Source organism: Streptomyces sp. NPDC016677, assembly GCF_055562815.1.
In genome coordinates, this window is record NZ_JBVHEO010000002.1 from 304,078 (window position 1) to 322,156 (window position 18,079).

An 18,079-nucleotide genomic window follows, 5' to 3' on the forward strand; every position below is an offset into this window, starting at 1 on the left:
CCCCAGACCAATAACCCCCGGGCCGGAACCCCCAGGCCGAGATCCCCCGCAGGCCCGGCCGTCACGGTCCGCCGTCCGCTCAGCTGTCGAAGTCGACGGTCACGGCGTCCGAGACGGGGAACGTCTGGCAGGTCAGCACGTACCCCCCGGCCACCTCCGCCGGTTCGAGGGCGTAGTTGCGGCGCATGTCGGCCTCGCCGTCGGTGACGAGGGCCCGGCAGGTGCCGCAGACGCCGCCCTTGCAGGCGAACGGCAGGTCGGGCCGGATCCGCGACGCCGAGTCGAGCAGCGGCTCCTCGCGGGAGAGCGGGGACGTGGTGGAACGGCCGTCCAGGACGACGGTGACCCGGCTGACCGGCCCGTCGGGCCGCCGGTCCGCCCGGCGCACGGGCGCGAACGGTTCCTCACCGGCGTAGAACAGCTCCTGGTGGACCCGGCCGTCGGGCACTCCGAGCCCGGACAGCACCCGTCGCGCGTCGCGGACCATGCCGTGCGGACCGCACAGCCACCAGTGGTCGGCCCCGGCCACGTCGACCAGCCCGTCGACGAGCGCGGCCAGCCGGCCGGCGTCCAGCCGTCCGGACAGCAGTTCCGCCTCGCGGGGTTCCCGGGAGAGCACGTGCGCGAGCTGGAACCGGTCCGGGTAGAGGTCCTTCAGGTCGGCCAGTTCGTCGGCGAACATCACCGAGTCGGTGCGGCGGTTGCCGTAGAAGAGGGTGACGCGGGAGCGGCCGTCGGCGGCGAGGACGGACTCGGCGATGGAGAGCATCGGCGTGATGCCCGAGCCGGCCGCGACCAGGACGTGGTGACCGGGTACGGACAGGTCCGGGGTGAAGGCCCCGGTCGGAGCCATCACCTCCACGACGTCTCCCGGCCGGACCTCCCGCACCAGCCAGGAGGAGAACAGCCCGCCGGGCACCGTGCGGACCCCGATGCGGAGCCGGTCACCCACCGGTGAGCAGATCGAGTACGAGCGCCGCTCCTCGCGTCCGTCGACCTCGCGGCGCAGGGTGAGCGACTGTCCGGGCGCGAAGGCGAACTCCTCCGCCAGTTCCCCGGGAACGTCGAAGGTCACCGCGGCCGCGTCCTCGCACAGCCGCCGTACGGCCGCCACCCGCAGGGCGTGGAAGGCCGGGCGGCGGCGTGTGCGGCGGCCGGAAGCGGGGGTCTCGCGGGCAGGGGCCGACAGGTCCGCCATCAGATCTCCTTGACGTACTCGAACGGCTCGCGGCAGGCGCGGCAGCGCCACAGCGCCTTGCACGAGGTGGCGCCGAACCGTGAACGCTCCTCGGTGTCCGCCGAACCGCAGCGCGGGCACGTCACCCGGTGCCGCGTCGGCGCCAGCGTGAGCGGCACGGGTCCGGACGGGTGGCGCGGTGCCGGGCCGGGCGGGGCGATGCCGTGCTCGGTGAGCTTGCGCCGGCCCTCGGGGGTGATCCAGTCGGTGGTCCACGGCGGGTCGAGGACCGTGCGGATCTCCACGCGGTCGAAGCCGGCCTCCCCCAACCGGGCGGCCACACCCGCGCGCATCTCGGCCATCGCCGGGCAGCCGGAGTAGGTCGGGGTGAGGCTCGCGACGACCGTGCCGTCGTCGGTGACCTCCACCGCGCGCAGCACCCCGAGATCGGCGAGGGTGAGCATGGGCAGCTCCGGGTCCGGCACCTGCTCGGCGATGCGCCGGGCGCGCCGCGCCGGGGTGAGGGCGGTCACCATGTCGCCTCCGGGTCGGCGCGGGCCACGGACTGCAACTCGGCCAGCAGCGGAGCCAGGTGTCCGGTGTGCCGGCCCCGGCGACCGGGCCCCTCGTCGCCTGACGGCACCGCAGGCGGCACGTCCGGCAGGTCGAGGCCCGCCGCGTCGGTGACCTGCCGCAGAACGCCGAGGACCTCGTCCCTGGCGTCGTGGGCGTCGATGAGTTCGCCCAGGTACGGCACCACGCGCTGGAGCCCGGCCCGCATGCGGCGGTGCGACTCCTCGGTGCCGTCACCGAGCCGGACCACCCACTCGGCCGCGTACTGCCGGTGGTACGTCAGCTCCTTCACGCCCTTGGCCGCGACGGCGGCCAGCACGGGGTCGGGCGACGCGGACAGCCGCCCGAAGTGCGCGAGCCGCCAGCTGGAGAACACCAGCAGCCGGGCCGTCGTGAACGCGAAGTCGCCGTTGGGCAGTTCGGCCAGCGTCACGTTGCGGAAGTCGTCCGGGTCACGGAAGTAGGCGTAGGCGTCCTCGTCGCGGCCGGTGCCGTCGGCCTGGCCGCAGCGGGCGTACAGCAGGCGGGCCTGGCCGAGCAGGTCGAGGCCGATGTTGGCGAGGGCCACCTCTTCCTCCAGCTCGGGGGCGCGGGTGGTCCACTGCGCCAGGCGCTGGGCGCTCACCAGGGCGTCGTCCCCGAGGGCCAGGCAGCACGCGGCGAGTCCGTCCCGGTCGACACCGTCCGGGAGGGTGGTGTCCACGCCGTGCAGCGGGTCCTCGAAGCCGGTGCCGTACGCCCACCGGGTGTCGTCCCCGTGTCCTTCGGCCAGGGACATGTAGACGTGGTCGTCGCTCATGCCGGCGCTCCTAGATGTGGGGGACGTCGTCGGGGATGTCGTAGAAGGTGGGGTGCCGGTAGACCTTGTCCCCGCTCGGGTCGAAGAAGGGGTCCTTCTCGTCGCGGGTGGAGGCGGTGATGTGCTCACTGCGGACCACCCAGATGCTGACGCCCTCGTTGCGCCGGGTGTACAGGTCCCGGGCGTGGGTCAGGGCCATCCGGTCGTCGGCGGCGTGCAGCGAGCCGACGTGGACGTGGTTGAGGCCGCGCTTGCCCCGGACGAACACCTCGTACAGCGGCCACTCCCGCTTCTCGCCGGTCACGCCGCCGCTCCCTTCCGCGCGCGGGCCGCCCGCTTGGCGGCGTGGGCCAGCGCCGCCTCGCGCACCCAGGCGCCCTCCTCGTGCGCCGTGCGGCGCCGCTCGATCCGCTCGGCGTTGCACGGGCCGTCGCCCTTGATGACCCGCGCCAGTTCGTCCCAGTCGGGGGTGCCGAAGTCGTGGCGCCCCCGCTCCTCGTTCCAGCGCAGCTCGGGGTCGGGCAGGGTCACGCCGAGCTTCTCGGCCTGGGGGACGGTCATGTCGACGAAGCGCTGGCGCAGTTCGTCGTTGCTGTGGCGCTTGATCTTCCACGCCATGGACCGCGCCGAGTTGGGCGAGGCGTCGTCGGGCGGGCCGAACATCATCAGCGACGGCCACCACCAGCGGTCCACCGCGTCCTGCACCATCTCCCGCTGGGCGTCGGTGCCCCGCATCATCGTCATCAGCAGCTCGTAGCCCTGCCGCTGGTGGAAGGACTCCTCCTTGCAGATGCGCACCATCGCGCGGGCGTACGGCCCGTAGGAGGAGCGGCACAGCGGGACCTGGTTGCAGATCGCCGCGCCGTCCACGAACCAGCCGATCACACCGACGTCGGCGAAGGTCGGTGTCGGGTAGTTGAAGATCGACGAGTACTTCTGCCGGCCCTCGATCAGCCGCTCGGTGAGGTCGGCGCGGTCGGCGCCGAGGGTCTCGGCCGCCGAGTACAGGTACAGGCCGTGACCCGCCTCGTCCTGGACCTTGGCGAACAGGATCGCCTTGCGGCGCAGCGACGGGGCGCGGGTGATCCACTCCCCCTCCGGCTGCATCCCGATGATCTCGGAGTGCGCGTGCTGCGCCACCTGCCGGATCAGTGTCCTGCGGTAGCCCTCCGGCATCCAGTCGCGCGGCTCGATCCGCTGGTCCCGCGCGATCGTCGCGTCGAAGTGCTCCTGGGGTCCGCCGAGCGCGGTGTCCGCGGCCGACGAGGCGGCCCGCTGTTCCGTCATCCGTACCACCCATCCCAACCGACCGTTCGTTCGGTATATGATACGGCGCCCCTCCCCCTGTCCGGCAAGTGGCGGGAGCGAATCGTTCACCGAGGGAAGCGGACGACCAGCCTTCCGGGGGAACACACTGGAACACACCCCTTGACAGTCCCTGGCGCGGCTTGACTTACTGATCCGTGCCGCACGCTAACCGAATGTTCGGTCGGTACACGAGGTGGTGTCAGCCAACCATGACCGGAAGCGACGATCAACGGACACGGGACCGCCCACGGCGGCTGTCTGTTCCTGCTCGCCGGCACCGCGTGCGCCCGCGCCCGCAGCAGTCACGGCCCCGTCACGTCCACGACGTGAGCGTCGTACGCGGCGCGACGGTGATCGCGGAGTTCCGCGGTCGCGGCCGCGGTGTCCGGAACACGTGATACGAGGAGCCGCGATGATCAGCGAACCGACCGGACCGGTGGGCAGCCGGTCCCGGCGTGGCGAGCCCCTTCCGGCGGAGCTGCTGGACGACGCCGAGCGCATGCCGCGCGAGGAGGTGGAGGCCCTCCAGTTGCGCCGGCTGCGCCGGACGCTGCGGCACGCGTACGACCATGTGGAGCTGTACCGCAGGAAGTTCGACGCGGCCGGTGTCACGCCGGACGACTGCCGGACCCTGACCGACCTGACCCGGTTCCCCTTCACCACCAAGGCCGACCTGCGGGACACCTACCCCTTCGGCATGTTCGCCGTCCCCCTGTCCGAGGTGCGCCGCGTCCACGCCTCCAGCGGCACCACCGGGCGCCCCACGGTGGTCGGGTACACCGAACGGGACCTCGCCACCTGGGCGGACCTCGTCGCCCGCTCGATCCGCGCGGCCGGCGGCCGCCCCGGCCACAAGGTCCACATCTCCTACGGGTACGGCCTGTTCACCGGCGGCCTCGGCGCCCACTACGGCGCCGAACGCGCGGGCTGCACCGTGATCCCCGCCTCCGGCGGCATGACCGCCCGCCAGGTCCAGATCATCCGGGACTTCCGCCCCGAGATCATCATGGTCACCCCGTCCTACATGCTCACCCTCCTCGACGAGTTCGAGAGACAGGGCGTCGACCCGCGCTCCACCTCCCTCCAGGTGGGCATCTTCGGTGCCGAGCCGTGGACGGAGGAGATGCGCCGCGAGATCGAGGAGCGCATGGACCTGCACGCCGTCGACATATACGGCCTCTCCGAGGTCATGGGCCCCGGCGTCGCCCAGGAGTGCGTGGAGACCAAGGACGGCCCGCACGTGTGGGAGGACCACTTCCTCCCGGAGATCGTCGATCCCCTCTCCCCCGAGGTCCTCCCCGACGGCGAGCGCGGTGAACTCGTCCTCACCTCCCTCACCAAGGAGGCCCTGCCGGTCATCCGTTACCGCACCCGCGACCTGACGAGGCTGCTGCCCGGCACCGCCCGGCCCGCCTTCCGCCGCATCGAGAAGATCACCGGCCGCTGCGACGACATGATCATCCTGCGCGGGGTGAACGTCTTCCCCACCCAGATCGAGGAGGTCGTCCTGCGCACGCCGGGCGTGGCCCCGCACTTCCAGATCCAGCTGACCAGGCACGGCCGCATGGACCACATGACCGTCCGGGTGGAGGCGCGGCCGGACGCCGGCCCGGAGCAGCGCGCCGACGCGGTCCGCGCCGTCGCACGGGGCGTCAAGGACGGCGTCGGCATCAGTGTGGAGGTGCTCGTCGTGGAACCGGGGAGCCTGGAGCGTTCGGTCGGCAAGCTCCGCCGGGTCAAGGACCAGCGCGGGTCGTGATCCGCTCCCCGCGCGCACCGGCTGCCCCCTCGGGATGCTCAGGGTGCGGCGGCCTGCGCGACGACGCGGGGGACCGAGCCGTAGCGCCGGGTACGGCGGGCGTACTGGCCCATCGCGTCCCACAGGTCGCGGCGGTCCGCCTCGGGCCACGGTGTGTCGAGGAACAGCAGCTCGGCGTAGGTGGCTTGCCAGGGCAGGAAGTTGGAGGTGCGGTGGTCGCCTCCGGTACGCAGGAGCAGGTCGACGTCGGGCAGTTCGGGGACGTACAGGTACTGGGCGAAGGCGTGCTCGGAGACGGCGCCGGGGTCGGCCCTCCCGGCGGCCGCTTCCCGGGCGAGTCTCGCCGCGGCCGCCGTGATCTCGGCCCGGCCGCCGTAGTTGACGCACATGGTCAGGGTCAGTCCGGTGCGGTCGCGGGTGATCCGCTCGAAGCGGAGGAGCTGCTCGACGACGTCGGCCGGGAGCCGGGAGCGCGCGCCGGCCCAGCGGACGCGGACGTCCAGGTTCTCGTCCACCAGGTGACGCACGATCTGAGGGATCTCGTACATCAGTGCCTGCAGTTCACCGGCGGGGCGTTTCCAGTTCTCGGTGGAGAACGCGTACACGGTCAGGTACTCCAGGCCGATCTCCAGGGCGCCGTGGACGACGTCGACCAGTGCCTCGGCTCCTCGCCGGTGGCCGTCGGTGCGGGGCAGGCCGCGGGCGGTGGCCCAGCGGCCGTTGCCGTCCATCACGATCGCGACGTGGCGGGGCTTCGCCTCGCCGGGCAGCCGGGGCGGGCGGGCGCCGGAGGGGTGGGGCGCCGGAGCGACGGCCGGGCGGGGCGGGGAGACGGGAGGGTGTGCCCCCTCGGCCCGGTCGGGTCCTTCGGGTGTCGCCGGTGCCGGTGAGCCGGGCCGGACGGGGAAGGGGAACAGGCCCCAGGCCAGCGCGGCCTTGGCCCGGGCGGGCAGCAGCAGGCGCAGCCGGGCGCCGCGTGGCAGGGCGGGCCGGCGGTGCAGCAGCGCGGCGGGCGCGTCGGCAGCGGCCCTCAGGCGCAGCCGGTACAGGTCGGTGTAGGCGCCGAGCGCGACGCCGACCGCCGGGTGCAGCGCCGGCGGCGGTGGGGTGTGGTCCAGCCAGGTGCGGGCCCGGTCGGCGAGGCGGCGCACCAGTTCCTCGAAGGCCGGGGTGGCGCGCCGGGCCAGCAGGTCCGCCCGGCGCACGCCGGTCTCGTCCAGGGCTTCCTGCGGCAGCGGCACATGGCCGCGGCCGAGGTCGTCGGAGAGGTCGACGAGGGCGTCGGTGAGGTAGACCGCCTCGACGGCGGTCCGGCAGGCCACGGCCACGTCCGGCACGCCCGCGGCGATCGCCTCGGGCTCGGTGGACAGGCCGGTGGCCCGCAGCAGCAGTGAGCCCGCGCGCAGTACGAGCGGGGTGTTGATCAGGCTGTTGTAGTGCCGCCACTCCTGCCAGGTGGCGAACTGCCGCCCGCCGGCGTCCTGGCGGAGTTCCTCGAACAGCGTGTGCAGGAACCCCGGCGGCAGGTTCCAGGTCAGCATGGTGTGGATCAGCGCCTGCCGTACCGGGTCGCTGCCACGGCCCGCACGCAGGTCCGTGTCGAACGCCGAGATCCACGCCTCCAGCCGCGCGGCCCGCCCCGGGTCCGCCTCGCCCGCGGCTCCGGCCGCGTCGGCCAGGTCGTCCACGGCCCGGACGGCGCCGTACAGCGCCCAGGTGGCGGTCCGCAGCGGGGGCGGCAGCAGCAGGGAGACGGCGTACTCGATCTCGCCCGTCGCGCGGGTGGCGCGGCGGCACGCCTCGTAGCCGCGGCGCAGGGCCGGGTCGTGGATGCCGCTGCGCCGGTGGACAAGGGGGGCGGGCACGGCGGGAGAACGCACCTCACGCCTCCTCTTGTGGGGTCGAAGGTGCCGGCTGGGGAATCCAGGCCAGGGCCAGGGCGCTGCCGACGGCGGTGAGCAGGAAACCGAGCAGCAGGCCGCCGAGGTTGGCGGCGACCAGGCTGACCAGGGACAGCACCGCGGCCAGTACGCCGGAGAAGTGGCGCAGGGCCGGGTTGCGCCACGTCGTCACCCCGGCGACGACGAACCCGGCGCCCAGGGTCCACGAGGCGGCGCCCGCGGTGCCGGTGAACCGGAGAAAGCCCAGCCCGGCCCAGGAGACACAGACCAGCTCCAGACCGCCGAGGCACAGCAGCAGCCCCGCCGCGAACGGGCGGCCCCGGCGCCACACCCGCATCCGGGATCGCGTCCGCATGGTCATCGGGTGGCCCCCGGCGCGCAGCCGCCCTCTCCCCGGCGCAGCTCGATGGCGACGCCCTGGGAGGTGATGGTTCCGGCGGTGAAGGCGTGCGGCCGTGTGGTCACCGCGCTGCCGCTGACCTCCCGCGCGCCGACGGTGAACAGTCCGGTGGGCCGGTCCGGGGACGCCCCGGGCGTACGGAACCGCGCTCCGGAGAACCGCACCTTGCGGGCCGTGGCCATGCCCGCCTCCACCGTCAGACCGGTGGCGGTGGCCCGTTCGACGCGTACGACGGCCGTCACCGCTCCGATGACCGGCAGGTGGGCGGTGGAGTGGACACAGGCGTCCTCGACGGTCGCCCGCTCCATCCGCGTGGCCAGGGCCGGCAGCAGTCCGCCACGGCCCGAGGCGGCCGGGGAGGCCGACACGTCCGACCCGGACACCTGCGCGGCGTGGACCGTGACCGGCACCTCCCCCGCGAACGCCACGGAGACGACCCCCGCGGCGCTCCCGGCGAGCAGGGTGAAGGCGCCGGCGAGCAGGGGGGCCAGCGCCAGAGCGAACCGCCGGCGGCTGGTGCGCCCGCCGCTCGTCCGCGTGGAGGAGTCGTCATCGATCACGCCCGGCCCAACGACCACCTCTGACCGAAGTACCGCCAATCACACCATCGGATGAAAAGCCGCCGCCATCGGTTGCCCCGCCGGGTGCGGCCACCGGGGCGGCACTCGACCGACGGCTTCGTCGCGGGGGCGGACGGGCGGCCGGTCCCGGCGCGGGCGGCTGCGGTCGGCCGTCCCCTCGCACGACGCCTGCGCCGCCCGTTTTGGCCGGGACGTCCTCGTCTTCCGCCTCACCCCGGTCACCGCCCCGCCCGGGCGTGAGCACGGGAGCACGGGAACCGGCGGGGACGGACACTCGCCACCGGCGGGGCGGCTACTCCTCGTAGTCGGCAGGGCGGACGTGGGCCTCCTCCAGGGCCTCGCGCATCGTGCGGCCGGTCGCCCCGGCCTGGGCGCGGGCGTCGTCCTCGCGATTCTCCCGTTCGAGGACCTCGTCGGTCGTGTCGGTCTTCGGCCGGTTCTCTTCGGGGACGGTCATGTCACGTCTCCTCGTCGGTGGTACGGGTGTTCCGGGGCAGCGGGTTCCCGGACCGGCCGCGGCTATCCCTGGGCTATGTTGAACCTTCCGCGGGAGACGTCCTCGGCAGACGAAGGAGGCGCACGGTGCCATCGCCGCAGCAGGCACGCGCACAGGCGTCAGCGATCACCTCGAAACCTGCCGCCCCGGAGCCGGAGCCCTCCCCGGCGTCCCAGCTCAGGACGTTGTTCGACCGTCCCCGCCTCTCTCCCGGACAACGGCGCATCGCCCAGTACCTGATCGAGAACCTCACCGAGGCGGCGTTCCTGTCGATCACCGACCTCGCCGACCGGGTGGGGGTCAGCCAGCCCTCGGTGACGCGGTTCGCCTCGGCGGTGGGTTTCACCGGGTACCCCGCGCTGCGGGAGCGGCTCCAGTCGATGACGCTCGCCGTCCGCGGCGGCCCCGCCGAGGAGTACCGCGGCAACGAACTCCAGGCGGCGGTCGACGCCGAGATCGAGAACCTGGAGAACCTGCGGCGCGACTTCGCCGACCCGTACGCGGTGATCGACATGGGCCGCGCGCTGTCGGAGTCGGTGCCGCTGACCGTGCTCGGACTGCGCATCTCCGTCTCGCACGCCGAGTACTTCGCCTACGCCGCCCGCCGCATCCACCCCGATGTGCGCCTGGTGACGCGGGGCGGCAGCGTCGCCTACGACGCCCTGCTCCAGTCGCGGGAGGCCGGCGGCACCTGGGTGCTGGCGTTCTCCATGCCCCGGCACGCCCGGGAGACGCTGCAGGCGGTGCGGGTGGCGCGGCGGGCCGGCCTGCGGGTCGCGCTCGTCACCGACCTGGCGCTCGGGCCGGTCGTGGACGAGGCGGACGTCGTCTTCGCCACTGGCACCGGGTCCCGGCTGGTCTTCGACTCCTACGCCGCCACCGGGGTGCTGTGCGCGGCGCTGCTCCAGGCCATGACCGACGCCGATCCGGAGCGGACGCAGGCACGGCTGGAGGCGTACGAGCAGATCGCCGAGGAGCACCGCTTCTTCCTGCGGGACTGAGCGCCGGTCCGTACCGAGTCGCGCCGAGCCCGTGCCGAGTCCGTGTGGGGCCCGTGTCGAGTACGTATGAATGTTTTCATGCTTCTTGAAAACCGGACCGCATATATAAATACTGCTCACGGAACGCGACCCGGCCGTACCGGACCGCATCCGCGAGACCGCACACCCGGAAGCGAAGATCATGCCCCTGACGTCCACGCGCACCGGCCCGGACTGGCCGTGCCAGGTCAAGCCCCCCGGCAGCTACGACTGGGAACGCTCCGCGGTCAGGTGGCTGCGTGAGCTGGTGCCGGCCCGCTACGCCGGTTACCCGGCCCTGATCCGCCATCCGGTGCTGCTCGCCCGCCACGCGCACCTTCAGGTGCAGCAGGAGATCCGGGTCGCCCGCACCGCGCTGCAGAGCGCCCGGGCCGACCTGCCCCGGCTGGGCCTGCCCGAGTCCGTCATCGAGCACACGATCAAGCTGTACGCGGCGGAGGTCGGTCAGTTGCAGCACATCGCCCGCAGCGTCCGCGCGGTCACGACGGCGCTCTCCGACGGCGTCGGCAGCGGCGCCGGCCGCTGAGGGAACCCGGTCGGGAGCCCGCCCGCGACCCGGACCACCGGCACCGGCCCGCGACGGCCGGCGGCCCGTCGCCGGGACGGCGCGACGAGCAGGACAACGGAGACAGCCCGATGTGCGATGCTCGTGGCGTGACGAGCGAGCACGCCACGCCCGACCCGGCCACTCTGGCCACGGTCGTCGCCAGACAGCGCGCCGAGATGGACCGGTTGCGCGACCTGGCCGCGACGTCGGCCGTCCTCGAACGTGCCAAGGGCGCGGAGATGGCCCTGCGCGGATGCTCGGCCGACGAGGCGCGCGAGGCGCTGCTCCAGCGGGCGAAGGACCGCCGCCGCACGCTGCTGGAGGAGTGCTGGATCACCCTCGGGACACTGGGGCCGCCGGTGACCGGACCGGACCGGCGACCGGAACTGGCCGTGGCCGGCACCGGCGGCCCGCCGTCCGGCTCCGCCGCCCCCGGGCTCCCGTCGGCGTCCCCCGCCCCGGACGACAGGGCGACGGCCCCCGCCCCGGACGACGTCCCGGCGGCCCTCGCCCGGCTCGCCCGGACCCTGGTCCGCGTCGGGTCCCCGCGGGAGCTGGCCCGGGCCCTGCTGGAACACCTCGGCCCCAAGACCGCCGCCGACGCCGTCCTGCTCTACGCGCGGCTGCCCTCGGGCGCGCTGGAACTGGCGGGGCACGCCGGGATCGACGACGCGCTGGCCGCCCAGTGGCGGCAGGTGCCCCCGCTCGGCGGACTGGCCGCCCCGGACGCCCTGCGCACCGGTGAGCCGCGCTGGCTGGAGGATTTCGACCGCGACCGGGAACGGTACCTGCTGATCGGCGATCCGCCCGAGCGCTGGCGGTCGCGGGCCTGGCTGCCGGTGCCGGGCGGCGAGGCGCCCGGCTTCTGCCTCGGTGTACTGCGGCGCCGCGGCGGCGCCTTCCCGCCCGCCGACCGGGAACACCTGCTCGCCGTCGCCGGGCTGTGCGCCGGCCGGCTGCGCGCCTTCGGCACCCGCCAGGAGCCGGCCGCGGACACCGACGCCGTACAGCGGGTGTTCGACGCGCTGCCGGTCGGGGCGATGCTGCTCACCCCGGTGCGGTCGCCCACCGGCGAGGTCCGGGACTACCGCATCGACGCCGCGACCGAACCGGCCGGCCGGGCCGCCGGCCGCACCGGCCCGGAACTGGTCGGGCAACGGTTCCTGGAGTGCTTCCCGGCCCTGGCGGGCGAGCCGCTGTGGCCGGCCTGCCTGACCGTGCTGGCCACCGGCACGCCGTACGAGGGCGAGCCGTTCGCGCACCAGAACGCGGGGGCCGGCACCGAGCCGGCCACGTACTCGGTACGGGTGGCGCCGCTGGGCGGCGGGCTGGTGCTGACCTGGCTGCGGCACGGCCCCTCCGACCGGCAGGAACAGCGGCTGGCGGACCTGCAACGGCTGGGCGACCTCGGCTGGGTGAACTGGAACCTGGTCACCCACGAGGCCGGCTGGTCCGCGCAGGTTTTCGCCATCTTCGGGCGCGACCACGGGCTCGGCCCGGTCCGTCCGACCGAGCTGCCCGCGCTGTCCCTGCCGGAGGACCGGCCGGCGCTGGCCCGGGCCGTGCGGGCCCTGGTGGACGAGGGACAGCCGTGCGACGTCCCGTTCCGCACCAGGACCCCGGCCGGTGTCCGGCACCTGCGCTTCGTCGCCGAGGCGGCCCTGGACGCCAACGGCACCCCGATCGAGGTGCACGGGTTCGTGCAGGACCTGACCGCCCGGCGCCGGGTGGAACTGGCCCTGGTCGAGAGCGAGCGGGCCATGCTGACCCAGCACGACGTGCTGCGGGCCGAGCGTTCCCTGGTCGCGCAGCTCCAGCACGCGCTGCTGCCCCTGCCCAAGGGCCGGCTCCGGCTGGCCGGGCTGCGCGTCGAGGTCTCCTACCTGCCCGCGCAGTCGGGGGTGCACGTCGGCGGCGACTGGTTCAGCGCCATCGAACTCCCCGACGGCGACGCCCTGCTGGTGGTCGGTGACGTCGCCGGGCACGGCGTGGACGCGGTCGCCACGATGGCCCAGCTCCGGTTCACCGCCAAGGGCATGGTCATCACCGGGTCGTCGCTGACCGGTGCGCTCACCCGACTCAACACGCTGCTGCTGCACTCCCGGGACACCCACGGCACCGCGAGCATGGTCCTGGCCCGCTACGAGCGCGCCCGGCACCGGCTGCTGTGGGCGCAGGCGGGGCATCTGCCGCCGCTGCTGGTGCGCGACGGCGCGGCGCGCTATCTCGACCGCCCGCGCGGCATACTGCTCGGCGCGACGCCGTCCCCGGTCTTCGGGGAGGGGGAGTGCGTGCTGCGGCCGGGCGACCGGCTCGTGCTGTACACGGACGGCCTGATCGAGCGGCCCCCGGAGAACATCGACCGGGGTCTGGAGCGGCTCGCCGAGGCCGCCGCGGCGTCCACCGAGGACACGCCCGACTCCCTGGAGCCGCTGCTGGCCACGCTGCTGGAAGGGGAGGAGCGGCGGGACGACGTCTGCGTCCTGGACATCCGGGTGCCGGACGAAGCCGCCTGACCGGCTCGGGGAAGCGGGGACGGCGGGTGGTCAGTCCACCGGGTGGCCGGGACGGATCGCTCCCGCGTCCCGCTGCCGCAGCAGCGGCCGGTCCCCGTCCGCGCGCCCGCCGCACTCGACCGGATCGAGGACGAACCCGACGTGGTCGCCCCCGTCGGCCCGGTGCGCGATCCGCCCGACGAACCACGCCTCGACGTCCTCCAGGACCACGGCTCCGCCGTACCCGGTACACCACCGGACACCCTGGAACTTGTCCGTCCGGTGACCGGTCCGGCCGCCGAACAGCTCCGCCAGGGCGCGCTGGTCGCGGGCGAGCAGATGGACCGCGAGGAACTCCGCCGAGCGGGCGACCTCGTAGGTCCGGTTGAGCTGGGACAGCCACACCGCGAACCGCACGGGACGCAGCGAGCACTGCGAGGCGAAGCCGACCAGGCAGCCGGCCCGCTCGCCGCCCGCCGCGGCCGTCACCAGGCACATGTCGGGGTCGAGCCGCCCGAGGAACGCGTCCATGTCCACCATGTTCACACCGCTTCCCGCCGCGGGCCCGCTGAATCCAGCACTCAGTACCGTCCAGCCCTGCACCGAGTGCCATCGGGCCGGTCAGATGCTACGTTCGGCGTCCATGAACGCCAGCAGTGCGGCACCGCGCCGCGACGGCCGGCCGCCGATGCGCGAGGCCCTGGTCGCGGCGGCCTTCCGGCTGTTCCTGGAACGGGGCTACGAACAGACCACCGTCGACGACATCGTGGCGCTGGCCGGGGTCGGACGGCGGTCGTTCTTCCGCTACTTCCCTTCCAAGGAGGACGTGGTCTTCCCGGACCACGAGCGGTGCCTGGCCGACCTGACCGCCTTCCTCGCCGCCTCCCCCGCCGACGCCGAACCGGTGCGCCGGGTCTGCGACGCCGCCCGGCTGGCGTCGCGCATGTACGCCGAGAACCCGTCCTTCTCGGTGCAGCGCTACCGGCTGACCAAACGGGTTCCCGGGCTGCGCGCGTACGAGCTGTCCGTGGTGTGGCGTTACGAGCGTGCCCTCGCCGCTTATCTGCGCGGCCGGTTCGCCGACCGTCCGGACGGGACGCTGCGGGCCGATGTGATCGCCGCCGCGGTGGTCGCGGCGCACAACAACGCGCTGCGCGCCTGGCTGCGTTCGGACGGCGCGGGCGACGCGGCCGGCCCGGTGGACCACGCGCTGGGGTACGTGCAGTCGGCGTTCGGTGACGGCCCGCCGACGGCGGCGCCCGTGCCGACCGCCGTCGCCGAGGGGCCCGAGGACGTGGTGGTCGTCGTGGCCCGGCGGGACGCGCCCCTGTGGCGGGTGGTCCAGGAGCTGGAGTCCACGCGCGGCCCGCGCGGCCCGCGGGCCGGCTCCTCGGATGATACGGAGTGCCTTTACGGCTGACACTGAGTGCCATACTCTGCTGTCGTGCACGGTGGCACCAGCGGACCGCGCACCCGTGTGCCCGAGGGACCGCGCACACGGCTTTCCGGCCGAGCGCAGGGAGTTGACCAGCGTGTACCACCACTCAGGAAGCGTCGCCCAGCAGACCGCCGGCGCCCCGGCAGGAGTGCTCGAAGCCTCCGCCCCGGTCACCGACGCCCTTGTCTTCCAGCGCTGCACCTGGTGCGGGACCGCCATGTACCACCGGGTGCTGTGTCCGGTGTGCCGGGGCAGCGATCTGCGCACGGAGCGCAGCGAGGGCACCGGGACGGTGCGCCACTCCACGGTGGTGCACCGCAACACCCCCGCGACGCGCAATGTGTCGCTGATCGAGATGGCGGAGGGCTTCGTGCTGCGCGGCCGGGTCATGGGCCCGCCCCTCGGCATCCACAGCGGGGACCGGGTGCGGCTGTCCACGGCCAAGGACCCGGTGCGCGGCGAACCGGTCTTCCAGCTCGTCGACGAGCCCTACCGGGCCTGGACCTGACGGCTCGCCGACAAGCCCTGCCGGAAGCCCCGGAGCCGACGGCCCGTCACGTACCGGTCCCGGCCCCGGGCGTGAGGGTGACCCGGATGCCCACGGTGCCGTCGAGGCCCCGGCGCAGCCTGCTGCCGAGGAGGACGAGCCGGCCGGGGAGCCCGTACTTGCGGGCGATCAGCTTCCGGTAGCGGGCGGTGGCCGCCGCGTCGCAGATCCGCGCGGTGGCGGGGGTCAGGTCACCGGTCGGGTTGCCGCGCGCGTCGCAGGGGCCGACCAGGACCTCGGGGCGGTGGCGGACCCGCTTGACCTTCCACGAGTCCGCGGCCGTCCAGACGCCGAGCGCGTCCCCGTCGCGCACCACCCACACCGGGGTGGCGACCGGGGTGCCGTTCTTCCGGTAGCTGGTGAGCAGCAGGTAGCGGCCCGCGCCGAGCCGGGCCAGCGACGCCTCGTCCATGTCCGGGCAGTCTAGGCCGCTTCGCCGTCGGCCACGAGGGTGCCCTCGCCGTTCAGGCGAGGGCGGACGCCATCCGCCGCACGGCCTCGTCGAGCACCTCCGGTGACGTCGCCAGGTTGAGCCGTACGTGTCCGGCGCCGCCGGTGCCAAACGGGAGGCCGGAGTTGACGGCCACCCGGCCGCGCCGCAGGAACACCTCGGCCGGGTCGTCGCCGAGGCCGAGGGCGCGGCAGTCCAGCCAGGCGAGGAAGGTGGCCTCTCCCGCGCGGTGCACGACGCCGGGCAGCCGCTCGGCCAGCAGGTCCGTCAGCAGCCGCCGGTTGTCGTCGAGTCCGGTGAGCAGCGCGTCCAGCCAGGCGGTGCCGTCGCGCAGGGCGGCGGTGTGGGCGAGCACCCCGACGTGGCTCGCGCCGTGCCCGACCTCTTCCGGCATCCGGGCCAGGTCGTCCGCCGCCCCGGGGCCGGCCACGGCGAGGGCGGCCTTGAGTCCCGCCAGGTTCCAGCCCTTGGACGCCGACATCAGCGACAGTCCGCGTTCGGCGCCGGGCACACTCAGGTACGGCACGAACCGCGCGTGCGGGGAGACCACCGGGGCGTGGATCTCGTCGGCGACGACCCGGACGCCGTACCGCTCGGCGAGCGCCGCCACGGCGGTCAGTTCCTCGGCGGTGTGCACGGTGCCGGTGGGGTTGTGGGGGTTGCACAGCAGGTAGGCGGCCCGTCCGCCGGCCGCGACGCACCGCCGGAAGACGTCCCGCAGCCCGGCGAGGTCCAGCCGCAGGTCCGGGCCGAGCGGGGCCTCGGTCACCCGGCGGTCCAGATGGGTGACGAACTGGTAGAACGGCGGGTAGACGGGCGAGTTGACGATCACCGGGTCGCCCGGCCCGGTGACCAGTTTGAGCAGTTCGACGGCGCCCAGCATGACGTCGGGCACGATGGCGGTCCGTGTCACGGCGAGCCCGTCCCACTTCCACCGCTCGCCCGCGAAGCGGGCCAGTGCCTCGGCGTAGGCGGTGCCGGCGGGGTAGCCGGTGTCGCCGAGTTCCATCGCCTCGGCGACGGCGCGTACCACCGGCGCGGCGAGCGGCACGTCCATCTCGGCCACCCACAGCGGCAGTACGTCCTCGGGGTAGGTACGCCACTTCATGCTCGTACGTCGCCTCAGGTGGTCGAGGGTGAGCGCGCGCAGGGGGTTCGGTTCACCGGTCATGGCCCACAAGATAGGGCTGAACGCCACCGGCCGCAGGGACGTATGGAGGGGCGACGGCGCCGGTCCGGCCACGGGAGAGCACGTATGAGCCATGTACGACGACGCATCGTCCGGCGGGCGGTGCGGCTGGCGGCCGTCGGCGGACTGCTCCTCGGGGGCGCGATGGTGACCACGGCCGTCGCGGACGAACCCGCCGCCCCACGAGCCGAGGAGGTGACGGCCGCCGGACTCGTCTCGCGGCTCGGGGCCTCCCGTACGGCGGGACACTGGATCGGGGCCGACGGGAGGCCGGTGGTCGCGGTCACCGACGCGGGGACGGCGGCCGAGGTCCGGCGCGCGGGCGCCACGGCCAAGCTGGTGGCGCACAGCATGCGCGAGCTGAAGTCGGCGACGGCGACGCTGCGTTCACTGCCCCGGGTGGCCGGGACCGCGTGGACCGTGGACTACCGGTCGAACGAGGTGGTGGTACGGGGTGACAGCACCGTCTCGTCCGAGGACTGGTCGACGCTGACGGACGCCGCCGCGGACATCGGCGGCTTCGTCCGCACGGAGCGCACCGAGGGCGCCTTCACCCCGCGGGTGAGCGGGGCGCAGCCCATCCTGTCCACGGCGGGGCGCTGTTCGGCCGGGTTCAACGTGACGGACGGGAACGACGACTTCGTCCTGACCGCGGGGCACTGCGGCCCGACGGGATCGGTGTGGTTCGCCGACGGCCGCGAGGTCGGGGCGACGGTCGCCGGGAGCTTTCCCGGTGACGACTTCTCGCTGGTGCGGTACGCGGACGGGGACGCGGGCGACGGCGCCGAGGTGGTGGCGGTGGGCGACGGCAAGGGCGTGCGGATCACCGGCACCGGGGAGGCGGCCGTGGGGCAGCGGGTGTTCCGCAGCGGCAGTACGAGCGGGCTGCGGGACGGCCGGGTGACGGCGGTGGACGCGACGGTGAACTATCCGGAGGGCACGGTCACCGGCCTGATCGAGACGGACGTGTGCGCGGAGTCCGGGGACAGCGGCGGCCCGCTGTTCTCGCAAGGGGTCGCGCTCGGCATCACCTCCGGCGGGAACGGGGACTGCGCGTCGGGCGGTACGACGTTCTTCCAGCCGGTGTCGGAGGCGCTCCGGTCACTCGGTGTGCGGCTGCTCACCGCCGGGCCGGCCGGGTCGGGGCAGGGGGTCTCCGCCGTGCCGTCGGCGCCGGTTCCGGGCGCCGCCGCGCCGGTGCCGGGTACCGATGCCTCGACGCTGCCGGCCCGCCTCACCGACCGGCAGAACGTCGGCCCCGGTCTGCTGGTCGTCGCCGGGAGCCTGCTCATGTGGGTCGCGGCCCGCTGGATCCGTACGGAGCACGACCGCAAGGCGTACCGGCGGCACTACTCGGCGACCTGGGGCTGAGCCCGGC

At 74.2% G+C, this 18,079-nt stretch carries 19 protein-coding genes; 7 read left to right on the forward strand and 12 right to left on the reverse strand.

The window, feature by feature from the left end; all coding sequences use genetic code 11:
- Positions 1-79: 79 nt before the first annotated feature.
- From paaE to paaA, 5 genes are read right to left on the reverse strand one after another with little or no spacing between them, the layout of a single operon-like run.
- The gene (gene paaE / locus ACZ3IG_RS06700; protein ID WP_467429653.1) at positions 80-1,198 is read right to left on the reverse strand and encodes a 1,2-phenylacetyl-CoA epoxidase subunit PaaE; all 1,119 of its coding nucleotides are present in this window, start codon (positions 1,196-1,198) and stop codon (positions 80-82) included.
- Positions 1,198-1,713 (reverse strand): 1,2-phenylacetyl-CoA epoxidase subunit PaaD, encoded by a 516-nt coding sequence (gene paaD / locus ACZ3IG_RS06705; RefSeq protein WP_467429654.1) that lies wholly within the window; start codon positions 1,711-1,713, stop codon positions 1,198-1,200. Before paaD ends, paaE begins: the two co-directional genes overlap by 1 nt.
- On the reverse strand, positions 1,707-2,549 hold the full coding sequence (paaC, locus tag ACZ3IG_RS06710; RefSeq protein ID WP_467429656.1) for a 1,2-phenylacetyl-CoA epoxidase subunit PaaC: 843 nt from the start codon (positions 2,547-2,549) through the stop codon (positions 1,707-1,709). Before paaC ends, paaD begins: the two co-directional genes overlap by 7 nt.
- A 10-nt stretch (positions 2,550-2,559) precedes the next feature.
- The gene (gene paaB / locus ACZ3IG_RS06715; RefSeq protein WP_403534905.1) at positions 2,560-2,853 is read right to left on the reverse strand and encodes a 1,2-phenylacetyl-CoA epoxidase subunit PaaB; all 294 of its coding nucleotides are present in this window, start codon (positions 2,851-2,853) and stop codon (positions 2,560-2,562) included.
- Complete coding sequence (gene paaA, locus ACZ3IG_RS06720) at positions 2,850-3,836, reverse strand: 1,2-phenylacetyl-CoA epoxidase subunit PaaA (RefSeq protein ID WP_467429657.1); 987 nt, start codon at positions 3,834-3,836, stop codon at positions 2,850-2,852. Before paaA ends, paaB begins: the two co-directional genes overlap by 4 nt.
- Before the next feature lie 433 nt (positions 3,837-4,269).
- Between paaA and paaK the strand changes: the two genes are divergently transcribed.
- Positions 4,270-5,616 carry a phenylacetate--CoA ligase PaaK gene (gene paaK / locus ACZ3IG_RS06725; protein ID WP_467429658.1) on the forward strand — a complete coding sequence of 449 codons (1,347 nt, stop codon included), beginning with the start codon at positions 4,270-4,272 and terminating at the stop codon, positions 5,614-5,616.
- 38 nt (positions 5,617-5,654) lie between these two features.
- Here paaK and uppS read toward each other — a convergent pair whose 3' ends face one another.
- The 4 genes from uppS to ACZ3IG_RS06745 all read right to left on the reverse strand — a co-directional run bounded on the left by uppS (position 5,655) and on the right by ACZ3IG_RS06745 (position 8,955).
- Positions 5,655-7,496 carry a polyprenyl diphosphate synthase gene (gene uppS / locus ACZ3IG_RS06730; protein ID WP_467429659.1) on the reverse strand — a complete coding sequence of 614 codons (1,842 nt, stop codon included), beginning with the start codon at positions 7,494-7,496 and terminating at the stop codon, positions 5,655-5,657.
- Between the two features lies 1 nt (position 7,497).
- Positions 7,498-7,872: a DUF6114 domain-containing protein gene (locus tag ACZ3IG_RS06735; protein ID WP_467429662.1), complete on the reverse strand. Its 375-nt coding sequence runs from the start codon at positions 7,870-7,872 to the stop codon at positions 7,498-7,500.
- A gap of 2 nt (positions 7,873-7,874) precedes the next feature.
- Positions 7,875-8,477 carry a DUF6230 family protein gene (locus ACZ3IG_RS06740; protein ID WP_467429663.1) on the reverse strand — a complete coding sequence of 201 codons (603 nt, stop codon included), beginning with the start codon at positions 8,475-8,477 and terminating at the stop codon, positions 7,875-7,877.
- Positions 8,478-8,790: 313 nt separating this feature from the next.
- Positions 8,791-8,955: a hypothetical protein gene (locus ACZ3IG_RS06745; RefSeq protein ID WP_467429665.1), complete on the reverse strand. Its 165-nt coding sequence runs from the start codon at positions 8,953-8,955 to the stop codon at positions 8,791-8,793.
- A 125-nt stretch (positions 8,956-9,080) separates the two neighbouring features.
- Here ACZ3IG_RS06745 and ACZ3IG_RS06750 point away from each other — a divergent pair, with 125 nt between their 5' ends.
- From ACZ3IG_RS06750 to ACZ3IG_RS06760, 3 genes are all read left to right on the forward strand, one after another.
- Positions 9,081-9,995: a MurR/RpiR family transcriptional regulator gene (locus ACZ3IG_RS06750; protein ID WP_467429666.1), complete on the forward strand. Its 915-nt coding sequence runs from the start codon at positions 9,081-9,083 to the stop codon at positions 9,993-9,995.
- 181 nt (positions 9,996-10,176) lie between these two features.
- The gene (locus ACZ3IG_RS06755; protein ID WP_467429667.1) at positions 10,177-10,560 is read left to right on the forward strand and encodes a hypothetical protein; all 384 of its coding nucleotides are present in this window, start codon (positions 10,177-10,179) and stop codon (positions 10,558-10,560) included.
- Between the two features lie 110 nt (positions 10,561-10,670).
- Positions 10,671-13,097: a SpoIIE family protein phosphatase gene (locus tag ACZ3IG_RS06760; protein ID WP_467429668.1), complete on the forward strand. Its 2,427-nt coding sequence runs from the start codon at positions 10,671-10,673 to the stop codon at positions 13,095-13,097.
- 30 nt (positions 13,098-13,127) lie between these two features.
- Here ACZ3IG_RS06760 and ACZ3IG_RS06765 read toward each other — a convergent pair whose 3' ends face one another.
- Positions 13,128-13,616 carry a flavin reductase family protein gene (locus tag ACZ3IG_RS06765; RefSeq protein WP_467430529.1) on the reverse strand — a complete coding sequence of 163 codons (489 nt, stop codon included), beginning with the start codon at positions 13,614-13,616 and terminating at the stop codon, positions 13,128-13,130.
- Between the two features lie 103 nt (positions 13,617-13,719).
- On the opposite strand from ACZ3IG_RS06765, the gene ACZ3IG_RS06770 reads away from it, so the two are divergent.
- Positions 13,720-14,496 carry a TetR family transcriptional regulator gene (locus ACZ3IG_RS06770; RefSeq protein WP_467429670.1) on the forward strand — a complete coding sequence of 259 codons (777 nt, stop codon included), beginning with the start codon at positions 13,720-13,722 and terminating at the stop codon, positions 14,494-14,496.
- 112 nt (positions 14,497-14,608) lie between these two features.
- Complete coding sequence (locus tag ACZ3IG_RS06775; RefSeq protein ID WP_403534949.1) at positions 14,609-15,022, forward strand: Zn-ribbon domain-containing OB-fold protein; 414 nt, start codon at positions 14,609-14,611, stop codon at positions 15,020-15,022.
- Positions 15,023-15,068: 46 nt separating this feature from the next.
- On the opposite strand, the gene ACZ3IG_RS06780 is transcribed toward ACZ3IG_RS06775, so the two are convergent.
- Positions 15,069-15,473: a PPOX class F420-dependent oxidoreductase gene (locus ACZ3IG_RS06780; RefSeq protein ID WP_467429672.1), complete on the reverse strand. Its 405-nt coding sequence runs from the start codon at positions 15,471-15,473 to the stop codon at positions 15,069-15,071.
- Positions 15,474-15,525: 52 nt separating this feature from the next.
- Positions 15,526-16,683 (reverse strand): MalY/PatB family protein, encoded by a 1,158-nt coding sequence (locus ACZ3IG_RS06785; RefSeq protein ID WP_467429673.1) that lies wholly within the window; start codon positions 16,681-16,683, stop codon positions 15,526-15,528.
- 84 nt (positions 16,684-16,767) lie between these two features.
- On the opposite strand from ACZ3IG_RS06785, the gene ACZ3IG_RS06790 reads away from it, so the two are divergent.
- Positions 16,768-18,072, forward strand: coding sequence for a S1 family peptidase (locus ACZ3IG_RS06790; protein WP_467429675.1), 1,305 nt, complete (start codon positions 16,768-16,770; stop codon positions 18,070-18,072).
- Positions 18,073-18,079: the final 7 nt, after the last annotated feature.